Below are 16,257 nucleotides of genomic sequence, written 5' to 3' on the forward strand. Positions count from 1 at the left end.
CGATGCTATCCGTCGCCGCGGCGCCCACCGGGCGCGAGTGCCCCCTGCATCAGCGCGGCCAGCGACCGAGCGCCGTCGCTCGTCCGGCACTCCCCTCGCACGCAGGCCGCGGCGAGCGCCTCGCCTGCGCCGACCAGGCCCGTGCACCGTCGACGCAGCTCTGCCGACGGCACCTCGGCGCGGGGGCCGAGAACGTCGACGAACAGGTCCACGCAGCTGTCCAGCAGCTCCTGGAAGACGGCGTCCTTCTGCGCGCTGCCGGAGAGCGCCCGCCAGTCGGCGTCGACGTCGGCCGCGCAGCGGATGTAGGCCTCGGCCAGGGCATCGATCGTCGACCCGGGGCGGGCCTCCCCCTGCGTGAGGGCTGCGCGCACGGCGTCCAGCTGCTGCTCGTGCAGGGTGCGGTACAGCGCGATCTGCAGGTCCTCCAGTGCGTGAAAGTGGTCGTAGACCACCGGCTTGGAGACCCCGGCGCGCTCGGCGAGGCGGCCCAGCGTCAGCCTGTCCGCACCCTCCTCCTGCCGGATGCGCGTCGCTGTCGTCAGCAGCTGGTCACGACGCCCGGCGCGCGTGAGTCGAGCTCTGCCGCCCCGAGCCACGCGAGCGTCTCCGGCCGGGGCCGCCGTCCCGTCCACGCCCCGCGCGGCCTCCGGCTGCGCCCGCTCGGTTCGTCGCACAGCCCCCCGTGCGGCCCCTGGCTGCGCCCGCGCGGTCCGTCGCACAGCCCCCCGCGCGATCTCCCGCGGGTCGCTCGTCTCGAACTCCGCCACGTTCTCCCCGCCGTCCTCGCGCGCCGCCGTTGCTCAACCTACGAATAGTAGGTTAACGTGCATTGAACCTACTGTTCGTAGGTTACTAGCTGCAGGCAGGAGAACGACATGGACCCGATCCTGCTGGCCGGGGGATCCGGCCTCATCGGACGCTGGACCGCCCGGCACCTGCGCGACGCGCACCCGACGGTGCCGCTGCTCATCGGCGGGCGCGACCTCTCAAGGGCACGCAGGGTCGCCGAGGAGGTCGGCGCGGCGGAGGCCGTGCGTCTGGACCTCGGCGCCCCGGACCTCGGCCTCGGCGACCGCCCCGTCGCAGCCGTCGCCACCCTGTTCAGGGACGGGGCCCTGTCCGTGCTGCGCCTCGCGCAGGAGCGCGGAGCGGGGCACATCGGGATCTCGGCGCTGGGCGTCCACGAGATGGCCCCCGAGGTGGCAGCTTCCGCCGCCCGACCGCACGCCGCGCCGATCGTGCTGGGCGCCGAGTGGCTGGTCGCGGCGACAACGATCCCTGCCCTCCACCTCGCCGAGCGGTTCGCGCGTGTCGACCGGATCCGCCTGGCCGCCGTGCTCGACGAGCAGGACGCGGGCGGACCCGCCCAGGTCGCGGACCTGGAGCGGGCCGTGGGAGCGACGACACCGGCCATGGTCCGCAGCGACGGCGCGTACTCCTGGCTCCCCGAGGAAGACCTGGGGTCCATCGTCCGAGCGGCCGACGGCACGGAGATGCAGGCCGCGGCGCTCTCCCCGTTCGACGTCGTCGTGCTCGGGACCGCGACCGGCGCCCCGGACATCCGGTTCGACCTCGCCGAGGGGGTCACCTCTGCCCGCCGTGCGGGCGGGGCGTTGTCCACCGAGATCCTCGTCGAGCTCGTCGGTGAGGATCCGCAGGGCCGACCGCTGCGCCTGCGGCAGGCGGTCGTGCATCCCCAGGGGCAGATGTCTCCGACCGGCCTCGGGGTCGCGATGGTGCTCGAACGCCTGGCCGGCCTCGGGGGCGGCGACCCGGTGCCCTCCGGGCTGCACTTCCCCTCGCAGCTGCTTGACCCGGCCGCGTACCTCGACCGCCTCCGGCGCAGCGGCGCCCAGATCCTCGCCCTGGACGGGACGGAGACGTCGTGACGACGCCGCGACCTGCGTCGACGCGACGGGACCTGGCCGCGCACCCCCGACGAGCACATCAGCGCGAGCTGCCTCCCCTCACCGCCTGACCCGAGGCTCTCGCTGACAGACCGGGCAGAAGTGGCTCGAGCGGTTCATGAACCGCGCCCGTGCGATGCCCGCTCCGCACCGCGTGCACAGCTCCCCTGCGCGCCCGTAGACCTGCAGACTTCGGGCGAAGTAGCCTGGCGTGCCGGCGACGTTCACGTAGAGGGCGTCGAAGCTCGTGCCGCCCTGCGCGAGGGCCTCGGCCATCACCGCGGCGGCGGCCTCGTAGAGCTCGCGCAGCCGCGAGGCGGGCAGCGCGTCGGTGGCTCGCGTGCCGTGCAGGCGGGCGCGCCACAGCGCCTCGTCGGCGTAGATGTTGCCGACCCCGGAGACGAGGGTCTGGTCGAGCAGCGCCCGCTTGACCTCGGTGCGGCGGCGCCGGGTCCGGGCGACGAGTCCCGTCAGGTCGAGGTCCGGGTCGAGGAGGTCGCGGGCGACGTGCGCGACCGGCGCCGGGAGCACTGGCTCGGGCGAGCCGAGGCCGCCCGGCCCGCCGTCCGGGGTGGGCACGGTGCGCGTGAGGTCGACGTACCCGAAGGTGCGCTGGTCGACGAACCACACCTCGCTGCCGTCGTCGGTGCGCAGGCGGGCCCGCAGGTGCGGGCCGGGGGCGAGGTCGGTGCCGGGCCGCTGGACGAGCATCTGCCCGGACATGCCGAGGTGGGCGAGGAGGGCGTCGGACGCATCGTCGAGCAGCAGCCACAGGTACTTGCCGCGCCTGACCGCGCCGACGACCTCCCGGCCGGTGAGGGCGCGGAACGCGTGGGCCCCGCCAGCGGTGTTCCGCGCGGCGCGGGGGTGGCGGATCTCGACGTCGGCGACCGTGCGTCCCACGAGTGCGGGGACCAGGCCGGCGCGGACGACCTCGACCTCGGGCAGCTCGGGCACTACGCGGTGGTCCCCGCCGGGCCGGCGTCACCCGCGGGCGCGGCGGACGGGGACGCATCGGGGGTCTCGTCGTCGGGCACCTCGTCGTTCGGGGTCTCGTCGTTCGAGGAACCCTCCTGCCCGACGCCGTCACTCGCCTCCGACGGCCCGGTCACCCAGGCGTACGCGGCCTCGGCGGCCTCGGCCTCCGCGACCTTCTTCGACGAGCCCGCGCCCGTGCCGGCCACCTCGCCCGAGAACGTGACGACGGCGGTGAACACCTTGGCGTGGTCGGGGCCCTCGTGGCTGATCTCGTAGGTGGGCGCCGGGAGCCCCTTCGCCGCGGCGGCCTCCTGGAGGGAGGACTTCCAGTCGAGCGCGGCGCCGAGCGAGCTGGCGTGCTCGAGCATCGGACCCACGAGACGGGTGACGACCTCGCGGGTGGGCTCGAGGCCGTGGCCGAGGTAGACGGCGCCGATGATGGCCTCGACGGCGTCGGAGAGGATCGAGTCCTTCTCCCGGCCGCCGGAGGTGCGCTCGCCGCGGCCGAGGAGGACGTAGTCGCCGAGGTCGAGCTCGCGGGCGACGACGGCGAGCGCCTTCTGGGACACCGTGGCCGCGCGCATCCGGGCGAGGTCGCCCTCGGGCACGTCGGAGTGCGTGCGGTAGAGGTGCTCGGTGACGATGACGCCGAGGACGGAGTCGCCGAGGAACTCGAGCCGCTCGTTGGTCGGCAGACCACCGGCCTCGTGGGCGAAGGAGCGGTGGGTGAGGGCGAGGACGAGCAGCTCGGGGTCGATCGCCACGCCGAGGGCGTCGGTGAGCCGCTCGACGTCGGAGCGACGGGCCGGGCCCTCGCCGGTCTGCTGCCGGTTCCTGTTCCGGGTCACTCCCGGCCTCGCGGGTCGGGGGCGTCGGCGGAGGAGGTCGGTGCCTCGTCGTCCGCTCCCCCGGCCCCCGGGTCGCCGGCCTGGGTGTATCCGGCGTCCGGGTCGCTGACGACGGCGCCGTGCACCGGCGCGTCCTCGCTCGCGAGCGCGGACAGGGCGGCCCACCGGGGGTCGACGTCCTCGTGCGCGTGGCCCGGCTCGGCGTCCGCGAGACGGATCCCGCACACGGAGCACAGGCCCGGGCAGTCAGGCCGGCACAGCGGGGTGAACGGGAGGTCGAGGACGATCGCGTCGCGCACGGCGACCTCGAGGTCGAGGTCGTCGCCGTCGACGACCGGGTACTCCTCCGCGTCCTCGTCGCCGTCCTCGACGAGCCGGGCGCGCACGTCCGGGTGGTAGAAGAGCTCGGTCAGCTCCGCCGTGACCTCGGTGTCGATCGGGTCGAGGCAGCGCGTGCACTCGCCGGCGAGGCGGGCGCGGACGGGGCCGGTGACGAGGATGCCGTCGGAGACCGCGGTGAGGGTGAGGTCCAGGTCGATGTCGGAGCCCTGCGGGACGCGCAGGACCTCGTTGCCCATCTCCTCGGGCGCCGGCGCGGCGAGCTCGACCTGGCGCACCGAGCCGGCGCGGCGCGCGAGGTCCCGGATCGAGACGGTCAGCGGGGAGCTCATCGGGACTCCGGGCGGCCGTGCTCGGGGCGGTGCTCGGAGCGCTGCTCTCGGCGGTCGCCGCCGTCGCGGCGCTCGGCGCCCTCCCGGTCGTCGGCCCCCTGCCCGGGCCGGGACAGACCCGCTCCCCCGGCGAGGTACTCGCGGCCGGCGCGGACCTGCTGGAGCAGGGCGTCGAGCTCCTTCTCGAACCGGCCGAGGTGCTGGCCGGCGTAGGAGTCGGCGTCGGCGGCGCGGCGCGCGGCGGCGTCCTCCGCCTCGGCCACGATGCGCCGGGCCTGCTCGGTGGCCTGGGCGAGGACGGGCTCGTCCTGGACGAGGCGGGCGGCCTGCTGCTCGCCGTCGTGGACGATCTCCTCGGCCTGCGTGCGGGCGCGCTCGAGGACGGCGTCGGCGTCCGCGACGATCGTGTCGGCCGCCGCGATCGACTCGGGGACCACCGCGCGCGCCGACGCGATGAGGTCGAGGACCTCGGCGCGGTTGACGATCGCCGAGGAGGACATCGGCATCGAGCGGGCCTGCGTCACCATCCGGCTCAGCTCGTCGAGGATCGCGAGCAGCGACTCCCCGGCGTCGTGGGTGGCGTCGATGGGCTCGGAGGTCATACCTGGACTCCTGGGTGTCGGGGCGGGGTGGCGTCCGGGCCGGGCCCGCCGGTGGCGGGGACGACGCGGGCGCCCGGGCCGCCGGAGGTGCGGCGCAGGGCGAGGGGCAGGGCGGCGGCGACGTCGGCCGGCACGAGGTCGTCGACCGCGCCGCCGTGGCGGGCGACGTCCTTGACCATCGAGGAGGCGACGTGGCCGAGCCGCGGGTCGCCCATGACGAACACGGTCTCCACCCCGGTGAGGTGGCGGTTCATCAGGGCCATCGCCTGCTCGGCGTCGACGTCGGCGGCGCCGCGCAGGCCCTTGACGATCGCGCTCGCCCCGACTTCCGCGCAGTACTGCGCGAGCAGGCCGGGCACGAGCTCGACGCGCACCCCGTCGAGGTCGGCGACCGCGCGGCGGACGAGGTCGACCCGCTCGTCGTCGGTGAAGAGGTAGCGCTTGGCGACGTTCGTGGCGACGGCGACGACGACCTCGTCGAACATCGCGCGGGCGCGGCGGACGACGTCGACGTGACCGAGGGTGACCGGGTCGAACGAACCGGGGCAGACGGCAAGACTCATGGTGCGTCCACGGTAGCCGCCGGGGCCTCGTGGGCGGCGACGTGGACGGTGGTGTCGCCGTACCGGCGGGTCCGCAGGGGGAACAGCCCGGCGGGCCAGCTCGGCTCCGGGGCACGGCGGTCCCGCTCGACGACGACGATCGCGCCGTCCGCGAGGTGGCCGTTGCTCGCGAGGGAGGCCAGGACGGCGTCGAGGTCGGCCGCCGCGAGGTCGTAGGGCGGGTCGAGGAGGACGAGGTCGGCGGGCTCCGCGGCCGGGGACGCGGCGTGGGCGGCGGCGTCGGCGGTGACGACCCGGGCGACCGCCAGGCCGAGGGTCCGGACGTTGTCCCGGATGACGGCGGCCGCCGGGGCCGCCCGCTCGACGAGGGTGACCGCGCGGGCACCCCGGGAGGCGGCCTCGAGGCCCAACGCGCCGGAGCCGGCGTAGAGGTCGAGGACGACCGCGTCCTCGACGGCCCCCATCGACGCGAGCGAGGAGAAGAGGGCCTCGCGGACCCGCTCGGAGGTGGGCCGGGTGCCCGAGCGCGGCACCTTGAGCGAGCGCCCGCCGGCGGTGCCCGCCACGATCCGTGTCACCCGCGCAGCCTACGACGGGAGGACGGACCCGCTCGTGGCACCGCACCCGATCGCCGGGCCGGACCCGCTCGCTGGGTACCGCGTCGCCGCGCGTAACCTGCGGGGATGCGGCTCGAGGCGACGGACCTGGTGGTGGGGTACGCGTTCCCCGTGTGCCCGCCGGTCACGTTCTCGGTGGGCCCGGGCGAGGCGCTCGCGGTGGTCGGCGTCAACGGCACGGGCAAGTCGACGGTCCTGCGCACGGTCCTCGGCATGCTGCCCGCCCTTGGCGGCGAGGCGCGCATCGACGGCCGGGCGCCCGACCCGCGCTCGGCGCGCCAGCGGGCCGCGATCTCGCACGACCTCGGCGACGAGGTCTTCTTCCCCGGCCTGTCCGCCGCCGAGCACCTCGAGCTCACCGCGCTCGGGCACGGTGGCGACTCCCCCGGCGAGCTCGCGGGCGAGCTGCTCACCGAGTTCGGGCTGGCCGAACGCTCGCGCGCGGTGCCGTCCGCGCTCTCGTCGGGCCAGCGCCGCCGCCTCCTGCTCGCCGCCGCGTTCGCCCGGCCCCGCGAGCTCCTCGTCCTCGACGAGCCCGAGTCCCGACTCGACACCGGGGCGCGCCACCGGGTGGCGGACCGGCTCGCCGACGAGCGCGAGGCCGGGCGGGCGGTCCTGTTCGCCTCGCACGACCCGGCCACGGTGCAGCTCGCCGCCACCTCGGTGCTCGTCCTGTCCGACGACGGCGTGCGGATCACCGACGCCGAGGACGGCGCCGACCTCGTGGCCGGCCTGTGACGGCGGGCGGGCCGGGGGGCGGGGCGAGCTCGGCTCCCGGACCGGCCGGCGGACCGGCCGGCGGACCCTCACCCACGGCGCCGGCGGCGACCTGGTGGCCGTCCGGTCGGTCGGTGCGCCGCTGGACCGAGGTGCGACGGTCCCTCGGCGCGTCGACGACGCTCGCCGACACCCTCGCCGACGTCTACATGGGCGTCCTCGCCGCCGCGATGGCCCTGGCCGCCGCGCTCTACGCGGCCCGGGACGCGGGCCTGCTCGCCCAGGGCGCCGAGGGCGCCGCCGGCCGGGTCGACGCCGGCTGGCTCTGGTTGCTCGCCCTCGCGGCCGCCCTCTTCTCCGTGGTCCGGTTCTCGCGCCGCCTGGGTCCGGTGGGGCTCGACCGCGAGCGCGTGCGCTGGTGGCTGCCGCTGCCGGTCGACCGGCTCTCGCTCATCGGTCCGGCGGCGTGGCGGTGGCCCGCCCTCGGCGCGGTCGTCGGCGGCGGTCTGGGGGCGATCGCGGCCACCGCCCTCGGCGGGCAGGAGGTCGCCGCCGGACCCGTCGCCTCCGCCGCCGCGCTCGCCGCGACGCTCACCGGCGCGGCCTGCCTCGCCCTCGTCCCGGCCCAGACCGCCGGGCCGGTCGACGACTCGGCCGAGCACGCCGGCGAGGATCATCCGGCCCGCGCCGACGTCCACGAGGCGCCCCGGACGCTCGACGACCTCGCCTCCGCGCCCGCATCACCGGCCCGACGCCGGACCACCCGCCGGGCGGTCGACGTCGCCACGGGAGCGGCACTTCTCGTCGTCGTCGCAGGTGCGCTCGTCGTTCTCGTCACGGCGCCCCCCGTCCCGGCCCTGCCGCCGGTGCCCGTCCTGCTCGCCGTCTCGGGGCTGGGGCTGGCGGCTGCTGTGGTGGCCGGCGTGCTCGCCCGGCGCAGCGTCGAGCGGATCCCGGACGCCGAACTCGCGCGCGGCGGCGGGGTCGCGGGGTCCGCCACGTTCGCTCTCGCCACCCTCGACACCCGCACCCTCGGGGCGCTCACGGCCGCCGACGGCGCGCCGGTCGTGCGGCGTCGGGCCCGGTGGGGGCTCCTCGCCCGCCTGCCCCGCAGCCTGCGGGCCCCGGCGGCGCTGCTCGCGGCCGACGCCGCGGCCACGCTGCGCCGCCCCGCCCTCGCGCTGCGGCCCCTGCTCGCGGTGCTCGCCCTCGCGCTCGTGGCCGACGTCCGCGGGGCGCCCGCGTGGCTGCTCCCGGTAGCCGTCGGCACGCTCGGCTACGTCTCGGCGTGCGCGAGCGCGACCGGCGCCCGCATCGCCCGCACGCGCGAGGGGCTCGACGCGCACCTGCCGATGAGTGCCCGCGCGCACCGCGTGACCCGCCTCGTGTGGTCGTGGGTGGCGCTCGCGCCGTTCGTCGTCGGGGCTGCGATCGTCCTCGGTCTCCACGCGTCCGGCGGCCGGGGCCCGGCCCTCGACGTCCTCGCGTGGGTGCCGGTCCTCGCCTCCGCCGCGCTCGGCTGGGCCGGGGCGGCGCTTCGCTGGGCCTACCGCAAGGACGACGAGGGCACCGGTCCGGTCGCCCCTTCCCCCATGGGCCCCGTGCCGGTCGGGTCGATCATGCTGCTGCTCACAGGGCCCGACGTCGGGGTCGTCGCCTCCGTCGCGGTCGGGCTCGCGGTCTGGGCCGGCGCTCCGCTCGGCGTCCTCACCGCGATCGCGCTCGCCGTTTCGCTGCTCGTCGCGTCCGTCGTCACGTCCCCGCCACCCCCGTACGAGGAGTAGCCCGGCGACGCAGTCTCACGACTTGTCGAGGAACTCGTCCTCGCCGTCGGCCAGCTCGATCGCGATCGCGTCCGCGAGGCCCGGATGGCGCTCGAGGTCCGGGTCGCCCGAGACGAGCTCGCGGGCGGCGGTCCGGGCGGCGGCGATGACGTCGGCGTCCCGCGCGAGCCGGAGGAGCCGCAGCCCGCTCGTACGCCCGGACTGGGCGGTGCCGAGCACATCGCCCTCCCGGCGCATCGACAGGTCCGCCTCGGCCAGGGCGAAGCCGTCCGAGGTCGAGGCGAAGACCTCGAGCCGCTCCCAGGCGGGCGTGCCGGGCTCGACGCCGCTGACGACGAGGCAGATGCTGGGCCGCGACCCACGACCCACGCGGCCGCGCAGCTGGTGGAGCTGGGACAGGCCGAAGCGGTCGGCGTCGAGGACGACGATGATGCTCGCCTCGCTCACGTCCACGCCGACCTCGACCACGGTGGTGGCCACGAGCACCGGCGTCTCGCCGGAGGCGAAGGCCGCCATGGCCGCGTCCTTCTCGTCGGCCGCCATCCGCCCGTGCAGGACCCCGACCCGTACGCCGGCGAGCGCCTGCTCCGCCGCCAGCAGCGCCGAGGTCTCCTCCACGGACGCGGACGGGAGCGGGCGAGGTGCGTCGTCGGGCGCCCCGCCGGTCGCTCCCTGGGCGGGGGCGTCGTCGGAGTCCCCGGCATCGATCCGGGGGACGACGACGTAGGCGCGCCCTCCGGCGTCGACCTCCTCGCGCACGCGCTCCCACACGCGCGCCATCCACCGGGCGTTGGCGGCAGGGACGAGGGTGGTGGCGATCGGTGAGCGCCCCGCGGGCAGCTCCCCGAGGACCGAGGTCTCGAGGTCGCCGAAGACCGTCATCGCGACGGTGCGCGGGATGGGGGTCGCGGTCATGATGAGCTGGTGCGGCACGGCTTCGCCGCGCATGCGCAGGGCGTCGCGCTGCTCGACCCCGAACTTGTGCTGCTCGTCGACGACGACGAGGCGGAGGAACGGGATCTGCACGGTATCGGTGAGCAGGGCGTGCGTGCCGACGACGATGCCGGTCTCCCCCGACGCGAGCCGCGCGAGCTCGTCCCGGCGGGTGGCGGCCGGCTGGGAGCCGGTGAGCAGGCCGACCCGGGTGGCGGGACCGTCCGGGGCGTCGAGACGGCCGGCGCGGGCGAGCGGGCCGAGCAGGGCGCTCAGCGCGCGGTGGTGCTGCTGGGCGAGGACCTCGGTGGGGGCGAGCAGCGCGGCCTGGCCGCCGGCGTCGACCACCTGGAGCATGGCGCGGGCGGCGACGACGGTCTTGCCCGAGCCGACCTCGCCGTGCAGGAGCCGCTGCATGGGGACCGTGCCGGACAGTTCCTCGGCGATCGCGGCGCCGACCTCGGACTGGCCGCGCGTGAGGGTGAACGGCAGGGCGGCGTCGAAGGCGGCGAGCAGGCCGGCGTCGATCGCGGCGTTGGGCTCGGCGCCGTCCCCGGCGGCCTCGGCCCGGCGGCGGGCGAGCGCCGTCTGGACGAGGAAGGCCTCCTCGTGGCGAAGGGTGAGCGCTCCGGCGGCGACCTCCCGCTCGTCGGCCGGATGGTGGATCGCCCGCAGCGCCTCGAGCGAGCCGAGGAGGCCGTGCTCGGCGCGGTAGCCGGCCGGGAGCGGCTCGGGCAGGTCGCCGGGCCGCAGGGGGTCGAGGACCGAGCGCACGGTCGCGGCGATCACCCACGAGGGCAGGCCGCGGGTGGCCGGGTAGATCGGCGTGGGGCGGAGCGCCTCCTCGGCGGCGAGGGCCTCCGCCTCGGCACCGTCCTCGCCCGCCTCGAAGGTCTGGTAGTCGGGGTGGGTGAGCTGGAGCTCGTCGCGGAAGACGGAGACCTCGCCGGTGAACTGGCCGCGCACGCCGGCGCGCAGGCGGCGCGTGTGCATCCCGAACGAGCGCGGGGACGAGCCGAAGAAGACGAGCGTGAGGAAGGCGGAGCCGTCGGTGATCGTCACGACGAGCCGGGAGCCGCCGCGCCCGCCGGCCCGGGAGACGCGGGTCTCGGCGCCGACGACCTCCGCGACGACGGTCACCTGCTCGCCGGGGCGCAGGTCCGCGAGGGAGGAGAGGCGGCCGGGGGCGACCCACCGGAACGGGTAGTGCCGCAGGAGGTCGCGCTGCGTGCGCACGCCGAGCCGGGCGAACTTGTCCGCGGCGGCCTTGCGCACGAGCCGGCTCACGGGAGAGTCGAGCCCGGCCGGGTCCTCGCCCGCACGGTGAGCCGCCACGCCTGTCACGGGGCCAGGTTACGGTGAGCCACCGACGTCGGGACCTGCGCATCCCCAGGCCCGCGCGACTCTCCCCTGTGTCTCAACGCACGCGACGGGGGGCCGCCGCCCCTTGGGGCGGGGGTGCCGACTCGGGTACGCTGTCCCGGTTGCCCGTCCGGCCCCGGCCGTCGAATGGGCGTGTCGACCATCGGCCCGCGGCTCCCGTCGCGGCCGCCCCGTACGAGCTCAGGAGATCCACCGTGGCTGCGACCTGCGACATCTGTGGCAAGCACCCCAGCTTCGGCAAGACCGTGTCGCACTCCCACGTGCGCACGTCGCGCCGCTGGAACCCGAACATCCAGCGCATCCGCGCCAACATCGACGGCGCGCCGAAGCGCATGAACGTGTGCACCTCGTGCCTCAAGGCCGACAAGGTCACGCGTTACGTCAAGAGCTGACACCTCCGCGAACCGGCTCTCGGCCGGCCGCGTGAACGAAGGACCTCGCCCGTCGGGCGGGGTCCTTCGTCGTTCCCAGGTCCGTTGTCAGACGAAGTGGTCGTAGCCGCCGATCCCGCCGACCGGGCGGGAGTCGAGCAGGACCGCGCCGCCGACCCCGTCGACCACGGGCGGGGGTGTCTCCGCCGCCGCCTCGCCCGCGCCGAGGACGCGGCCGATCGCCCGGAAGCCCGCCGGAAGCGCGGCATCGGACGGAAAGGTGGCGAGCAGCCCGTGGTCCTCGCCACCGCGCAGGACCCACTCGGCCGGGTCGGCGCCGAGCTCTGCGGCAGCACCGGCGAGGGCGTCGCGATCGGCAGCGAGCGTCGCCCGGGAGTCGAGGTCGACGACGACACCGGACGCCCGCGCGATCCGGCCCGCGTCGCGCACGAGGCCGTCGGAGACGTCGATCATCGCGGTCGCGCCGGCCTCCTGCGCCAGGGGCCCGAGCGCGACCGGCGGGTCCGGTCGGAGGAAGGCGGCCACGAGCGGGTCGCGCCCCGGCCCCTCCCCGGCGTCCCGTGCGCCCGCGTCGAGCAGCGCGTACCCGGCGGCGGCACGGCCCAGCACGCCGGCGTGCGCGAGGACGTCCCCGGGTCGGGCGCCGCGGCGCAGCACGGGGTCGCGGCCCTGGAGGTCGCCGTGGACGGCGACGGAGACGACGAGGCGCTCGGACGCGGTGAGGTCGCCGCCGACCACGCCCACCCCGATCGGCCGGCAGGCGAGCGCGAGGCCCCGGGCGAGGTCGCGCACCCACGTCAGCGGGGTCGCCCCGGGCAGGCCGAGCGAGACGACGAGGGCGAGCGGGGCCGCGCCCATCGCGGCGACGTCGGCGAGGTTCTGGGCCGCGGCCCGCCACCCGACGTCGACGCCGGTGCCCCAGTCGGTACGGAAGTGGTGGCCCTCGACGAGCATGTCCGCGCTGACGACGAGCCGGGAGTCGGTCGACGCGACGACCGCGCAGTCGTCGCCGGGACCGACGATCGTGCCGTCGCCGGCCGGGAGCTCGGGCAGGAGCACGGCGAGCACCCCGTCCTCGCCGACGTCGCGGACCGTGGGCGTGGTGCCGTCCCGGTCGTCGACTCGCGGCTGCTGGTCGGAACTGCTCGGCGGGACGGTCACCCGGACACGCTACCCAGCGCGCGACGTACCCTGCGGACATGCCTCGCCGTCGCCCCCTCGCCCCGGCGGCGGTCCTGACCGCGCTGCTCCTCGGCGCCTGCGGCACGCCCGTCTCGCTCGAGGCCGCGCCGTCGGCGGCCGCCCCGGACTGCGGCGCCGTCCTCCAGGCCACCCCGGACGTCCTGGCCGAGGGCGAGCGGCGGTCGACCACGTCGCAGGCCTCGACCGCCTGGGGCGACCCGGCGATCACGCTGCGCTGCGGCGTCGAGCCGCCCCCGCCGACCACGGCCGAGTGCCTGTCGATCGAGCTGCCCGACGGGCGGATCCACGACTGGATCCACACCGACGCCGGCGCGGTCCTCGAGGAGGGCGCGAGCGACGGCGTCGAGTCGACCTGGGTCTCCTACGGCCGTCGGCCGGCGATCGAGGTGGTCGTCCCGCCGGAGCTGGCCGACCAGGCGTCCGCGGTGCTCGTCGACCTCGACGGTGCGGTCGAGGCCACCGAGCACGTGGCGAGCTGCGTGGGCGCGGCCGAGGTCGAGTCCGCCGAGGCGGAGTCGTCGTCGGACGGGAGCGCCACGGACGAGACCGCCACGGACGAGACGGCGACGGACGGCGCCGGCTGAGTCAGCGCAGGCCGACGGGCCGCGCGAGCGCGAGCGTGATGAGCTCGTCGAGGAGCTCGCCGTAGGGAACGCCGCTCGCCTCCCACACCACCGGGAACATCGAGAAGGGCGTGAAGCCGGGCATCGTGTTGATCTCGTTGACGACGATCGTCTCGCCGTCGACGAAGAAGTCCACGCGCGCGAGCCCCTCGCAGCCCATGGCGTCGAAGGCCCGGACGGCGAGCTCGCGGACGCGGGCGGCCACGTGCTCGGGGATGTCGGCGGGGACCGCCATCTCCAGGCCGTCGGTGTCGACGTACTTGGCCTCGTAGTCGTAGAAGCCGGCGGGCGCGCCGTCGAGGACGATCTCGCCGGGCAGCGAGGCGCGCGGCGCGGACGTGCCGCGACCGCCGAGCACGCCGCACTCGATCTCGCGCCCGTCGATGCCCGCCTCGACGACCACCTTCGGGTCGTGCGCGTGGGCCTGATCGATCGCTGCGTCGAGCTCGGCGAGGTCGGCGACCTTGCTGATGCCGATCGACGAGCCTGCCCGGGCCGGCTTGACGAACAGCGGGAGGCCGAGGGCGGCGACCTCGGCGCGCACGGCGTCGGGCTCCGTGGCCCAGCGGCGCGCGGGGACGGACACGTACGGGCCGACGGGCAGCCCGCGGGCGGCGAGCAGCACCTTCATCACGTCCTTGTCCATGCCCGCGGCCGAGGCGAGGACGCCCGAGCCCACGTAGGGCACGTCCGCCATCTCGAGCAGCCCCTGCAGCGTGCCGTCCTCGCCGAACGGTCCGTGCAGGAGGGGCAGGACGACGTCGACGCGCCCGAGCGCGCGCAGCCCCTGAGCCGCACTCTCGACACCGGTGGCGGCAGAGCCGGTCGGGCCGGACGCGGCTACCGCATCCGCCGCGGGGCTGTCCTCGACGACGAGCTCCCGGCCGCCGTCGAGCCGGAGCAGGACGTCGGCGCCCTCGGTGACGGCGCCGTGGGCGGCGAGCTCGAGCGTGGCCGGGTCGGTCGGTCCCTGCACCCAGCGGCCCTCCCGGGTGATGCCGACGGGCACGATCTCGTAACGATCCGGGTCGAGCGCCCGCATCACACCGGCGGCCGTCGCGCAGCTGATCTCGTGCTCACCGCTGCGCCCGCCGAACACCAGGGCGACGCGGATCCTGCGGTCTGTGGCCGGGGTCTCGATAGTCATCGACCGAAGCCTAACGGCCACCTGATCGCGTCTGTCCTGTGACCACGCCGTGACGGATCCGCGCCACTCGTGAGGCAGGATCGATGCCGACCAGGCGGGCCCCCGACCGCCCTTTCCCCAGATCATGAAGGAGATCACGTGCGCGCTCGTCGCGCGGCAGCCACTGCCGCCACCGCCGCCCTCCTCGTCACGCTCGTCGCCTGCTCGGCCGAGGACGACTCCGGCCCCGACGACGGCGCGAACGTCGACACCCCGACCCAGCAGTCGGGCTCGCCCAGCGAGGACTCCCCCACGGAGGCCCCCTCGAGCGAGGAGGGCACCGGTTCTGCCGAGTCCGGGTCCGCCGCCGAGTCCGGCTCCGAGAGCGGCTCCGACCTCAACGAGCTCGAGGACGAGGACGCCGACGGGAGCGACGGCGCGGCCGGTGCCACCGAGGAGGGCTCGAGCGACGAGCAGGAGCCCGGCGGCACGGACGCGCAGTGGATCTCCCCCGGCAGCTCGGACGAGGGCGCAGGCGACCCGGCCGGCGGCCCGCTGCTCGCCGTCGACGTCCGCTCGGGCATCCACCCGTACTACGACCGCGTCGTGGTCGACCTCGAGGGCGAGGGCGGCAACCCCGGCTGGTACGCCGACTACACGGGCGACCCGGTCGAGGACGGCTCGGGCACCCCGATCGACATCGACGGCAACGCGTTCCTCCACGTCTCGGTCTCGGGCTTCCGGTACCCCGAGGAGGGCGAGGAGTTCGCCGACGGCGTGTACGCGGTCGACGGCACCGGCGTCACCGAGGCCTACGTGTCCTCCCCGTTCGAGGGCCAGATCCAGGTGGTCCTCGGCGTCGACTCGGCCCGCCCCTACCGCGTGTTCGTCCTGCCCGACCCGCTGCGCCTCGTCATCGACATCGAGATCGCCGGCTAGGCACCCCGGACCCCACCGGCCGGACCCGATGACGGGTCCGGCCGGTCGGCACGTCCGGGCTCGTCGACGTCGGACGGGCCTTCCTCACACCCGCGGAGTGGTGCCTGCCGGCGAGGTGGCGGCGACCGGACCGGGGTCAGCGCGCGGTGCGGCGCCGGGGGTGCGGGTCGCCGTCGACCCGGGTGTCCCAGCGGTGCTCCGGCGCTGGCTCGCCGCGCACCACCGACAGCATCGCGGCCAGCCGGTCCATCACCCGGTCCGTCGCGCGGGTCAGCGCCTCCGGCGTCAGGGCCGCCACGTCGTCGGAGCCGTTCCCGGCGTCCGAGGAGTCCGCGACGACGCCGTGGCTCTCCCGCCCCGCTCCCCCGCCGTCCCCCAGGAGCTCGGCGCGACCCATCGGCCGGCCCGCCACGACCTCGGCGGTGGTCCGCGGCAGCGGCCGGAACCGCGAGGTGAACGGGGGCAGCACCCGCTGGCCGCCCCAGGAGACCACCGGGACGATCGGCACTCCCGCCTCGAGCGCGAGCCGGACCGCGCCGTTCCGCCCGGTCATCGGCCACAGGTCGGGGTCGCGGGTGAAGGTCCCCTCGGGGTAGACGACGACGCAGCGTCCGTCCGCGAGCGCCTCGCGCGCGTGATCGAGCGCCCGGTCCGCGTCCTCGGCGTCCCGGCGGACCTCGACCTGGCCGGCGGCGCGCAGGATCCGCCCGACCGGCCCCGACGTGAAGAGCTCGGACTTGGCGAGGAACGCCGGCGGCGCGCCGTGGGCCTGGAGGAAGTCGCCCACGAGCAACGGGTCGAGGTTGGAGACGTGGTTCGAGGCGACGACGAACCCACCCGTGGGCGGCACGTGCTCCCCGCCGGACCACCGGCGGCCCACGAGCAGGCGCAGCGGCGGCACGACCAGCCCGGCGACGGCGGCGAGCGCGGGCGGGACGGGTCGAGGCACCGGGCGATGGTACGCGCGG

17 protein-coding genes are annotated in these 16,257 nt (G+C 76.3%); 6 read left to right on the top strand and 11 right to left on the bottom strand.

Going from position 1 to position 16,257, the window contains the following annotated elements:
• Nucleotides 1–5: 5 nt before the first annotated feature.
• Complete coding sequence (locus AC24FB_RS03010) at nucleotides 6–599, bottom strand: TetR/AcrR family transcriptional regulator (RefSeq protein ID WP_425712855.1); 594 nt, start codon at nucleotides 597–599, stop codon at nucleotides 6–8.
• 279 nt (nucleotides 600–878) lie between these two features.
• Between AC24FB_RS03010 and AC24FB_RS03015 the strand changes: the two genes are divergently transcribed.
• Complete coding sequence (locus AC24FB_RS03015; protein ID WP_425712854.1) at nucleotides 879–1,892, top strand: SDR family oxidoreductase; 1,014 nt, start codon at nucleotides 879–881, stop codon at nucleotides 1,890–1,892.
• A 78-nt stretch (nucleotides 1,893–1,970) separates the two neighbouring features.
• Here the strand turns inward: AC24FB_RS03015 and mutM are convergent, their stop codons facing one another.
• Genes mutM through rsmD form a run of 6 tightly spaced genes read right to left on the bottom strand, consistent with a single transcriptional unit; the run spans nucleotide 1,971 to nucleotide 6,150 of the window.
• Nucleotides 1,971–2,867 (bottom strand): bifunctional DNA-formamidopyrimidine glycosylase/DNA-(apurinic or apyrimidinic site) lyase, encoded by an 897-nt coding sequence (gene mutM / locus AC24FB_RS03020; protein ID WP_425712853.1) that lies wholly within the window; start codon nucleotides 2,865–2,867, stop codon nucleotides 1,971–1,973.
• A complete protein-coding gene (rnc, locus tag AC24FB_RS03025; protein WP_425712852.1) occupies nucleotides 2,867–3,736 on the bottom strand; it encodes a ribonuclease III in 870 nt (289 codons plus the stop codon). The genes mutM and rnc overlap by 1 nt, the downstream gene beginning before the upstream one ends.
• Nucleotides 3,733–4,407 carry a YceD family protein gene (locus AC24FB_RS03030; protein WP_425712851.1) on the bottom strand — a complete coding sequence of 225 codons (675 nt, stop codon included), beginning with the start codon at nucleotides 4,405–4,407 and terminating at the stop codon, nucleotides 3,733–3,735. The genes rnc and AC24FB_RS03030 overlap by 4 nt, the downstream gene beginning before the upstream one ends.
• The gene (locus AC24FB_RS03035) at nucleotides 4,404–5,009 is read right to left on the bottom strand and encodes a hypothetical protein (protein ID WP_425712850.1); all 606 of its coding nucleotides are present in this window, start codon (nucleotides 5,007–5,009) and stop codon (nucleotides 4,404–4,406) included. The genes AC24FB_RS03030 and AC24FB_RS03035 overlap by 4 nt, the downstream gene beginning before the upstream one ends.
• The gene (gene coaD, locus AC24FB_RS03040; protein WP_425712849.1) at nucleotides 5,006–5,572 is read right to left on the bottom strand and encodes a pantetheine-phosphate adenylyltransferase; all 567 of its coding nucleotides are present in this window, start codon (nucleotides 5,570–5,572) and stop codon (nucleotides 5,006–5,008) included. The genes AC24FB_RS03035 and coaD overlap by 4 nt, the downstream gene beginning before the upstream one ends.
• Nucleotides 5,569–6,150, bottom strand: a complete 582-nt coding sequence (gene rsmD / locus AC24FB_RS03045; RefSeq protein ID WP_425712848.1) for a 16S rRNA (guanine(966)-N(2))-methyltransferase RsmD — start codon at nucleotides 6,148–6,150, stop codon at nucleotides 5,569–5,571. The genes coaD and rsmD overlap by 4 nt, the downstream gene beginning before the upstream one ends.
• Before the next feature lie 105 nt (nucleotides 6,151–6,255).
• Here rsmD and AC24FB_RS03050 point away from each other — a divergent pair, with 105 nt between their 5' ends.
• Complete coding sequence (locus tag AC24FB_RS03050; protein WP_425712847.1) at nucleotides 6,256–6,927, top strand: ABC transporter ATP-binding protein; 672 nt, start codon at nucleotides 6,256–6,258, stop codon at nucleotides 6,925–6,927.
• Nucleotides 6,928–7,040: 113 nt separating this feature from the next.
• Complete coding sequence (locus AC24FB_RS03055) at nucleotides 7,041–8,690, top strand: DUF6297 family protein (protein WP_425712846.1); 1,650 nt, start codon at nucleotides 7,041–7,043, stop codon at nucleotides 8,688–8,690.
• A 15-nt stretch (nucleotides 8,691–8,705) separates the two neighbouring features.
• Here AC24FB_RS03055 and AC24FB_RS03060 read toward each other — a convergent pair whose 3' ends face one another.
• Nucleotides 8,706–10,967, bottom strand: coding sequence for an ATP-dependent DNA helicase RecG (locus AC24FB_RS03060; protein ID WP_425712845.1), 2,262 nt, complete (start codon nucleotides 10,965–10,967; stop codon nucleotides 8,706–8,708).
• 233 nt (nucleotides 10,968–11,200) lie between these two features.
• Between AC24FB_RS03060 and rpmB the strand changes: the two genes are divergently transcribed.
• Nucleotides 11,201–11,398, top strand: a complete 198-nt coding sequence (gene rpmB / locus AC24FB_RS03065) for a 50S ribosomal protein L28 (protein WP_425708419.1) — start codon at nucleotides 11,201–11,203, stop codon at nucleotides 11,396–11,398.
• Between the two features lie 87 nt (nucleotides 11,399–11,485).
• Here rpmB and AC24FB_RS03070 read toward each other — a convergent pair whose 3' ends face one another.
• Nucleotides 11,486–12,559, bottom strand: coding sequence for a thiamine-phosphate kinase (locus AC24FB_RS03070; RefSeq protein WP_425712844.1), 1,074 nt, complete (start codon nucleotides 12,557–12,559; stop codon nucleotides 11,486–11,488).
• Nucleotides 12,560–12,597: 38 nt separating this feature from the next.
• Between AC24FB_RS03070 and AC24FB_RS03075 the strand changes: the two genes are divergently transcribed.
• On the top strand, nucleotides 12,598–13,185 hold the full coding sequence (locus AC24FB_RS03075; RefSeq protein ID WP_425712843.1) for a DUF3515 family protein: 588 nt from the start codon (nucleotides 12,598–12,600) through the stop codon (nucleotides 13,183–13,185).
• 1 nt (nucleotide 13,186) lies between these two features.
• On the opposite strand, the gene AC24FB_RS03080 is transcribed toward AC24FB_RS03075, so the two are convergent.
• A complete protein-coding gene (locus AC24FB_RS03080; protein WP_425712842.1) occupies nucleotides 13,187–14,371 on the bottom strand; it encodes a D-alanine--D-alanine ligase family protein in 1,185 nt (394 codons plus the stop codon).
• A gap of 138 nt (nucleotides 14,372–14,509) precedes the next feature.
• On the opposite strand from AC24FB_RS03080, the gene AC24FB_RS03085 reads away from it, so the two are divergent.
• Entirely contained in the window at nucleotides 14,510–15,289 is a 780-nt protein-coding gene (locus tag AC24FB_RS03085; protein WP_425712841.1) for an AMIN-like domain-containing (lipo)protein, read from the top strand.
• Nucleotides 15,290–15,425: 136 nt separating this feature from the next.
• Here AC24FB_RS03085 and AC24FB_RS03090 read toward each other — a convergent pair whose 3' ends face one another.
• Entirely contained in the window at nucleotides 15,426–16,238 is an 813-nt protein-coding gene (locus AC24FB_RS03090) for a lysophospholipid acyltransferase family protein (RefSeq protein WP_425712840.1), read from the bottom strand.
• Nucleotides 16,239–16,257: the final 19 nt, after the last annotated feature.

It is taken from the genome of Georgenia sp. Z1344 (genome assembly GCF_057652375.1).

Coding starts and splice junctions, on each gene's coding strand:
- AC24FB_RS03015 (WP_425712854.1), top strand. CDS start 879: ATGGACCCGATCCTGCTGGCCGGGGGATCCGGCCTCATCGGACGCTGG.
- AC24FB_RS03030 (WP_425712851.1), bottom strand. CDS start 4,407: ATGAGCTCCCCGCTGACCGTCTCGATCCGGGACCTCGCGCGCCGCGCC.
- AC24FB_RS03035 (WP_425712850.1), bottom strand. CDS start 5,009: ATGACCTCCGAGCCCATCGACGCCACCCACGACGCCGGGGAGTCGCTG.
- coaD (WP_425712849.1), bottom strand. CDS start 5,572: ATGAGTCTTGCCGTCTGCCCCGGTTCGTTCGACCCGGTCACCCTCGGT.
- AC24FB_RS03050 (WP_425712847.1), top strand. CDS start 6,256: ATGCGGCTCGAGGCGACGGACCTGGTGGTGGGGTACGCGTTCCCCGTG.
- AC24FB_RS03075 (WP_425712843.1), top strand. CDS start 12,598: ATGCCTCGCCGTCGCCCCCTCGCCCCGGCGGCGGTCCTGACCGCGCTG.
- AC24FB_RS03080 (WP_425712842.1), bottom strand. CDS start 14,371: ATGACTATCGAGACCCCGGCCACAGACCGCAGGATCCGCGTCGCCCTG.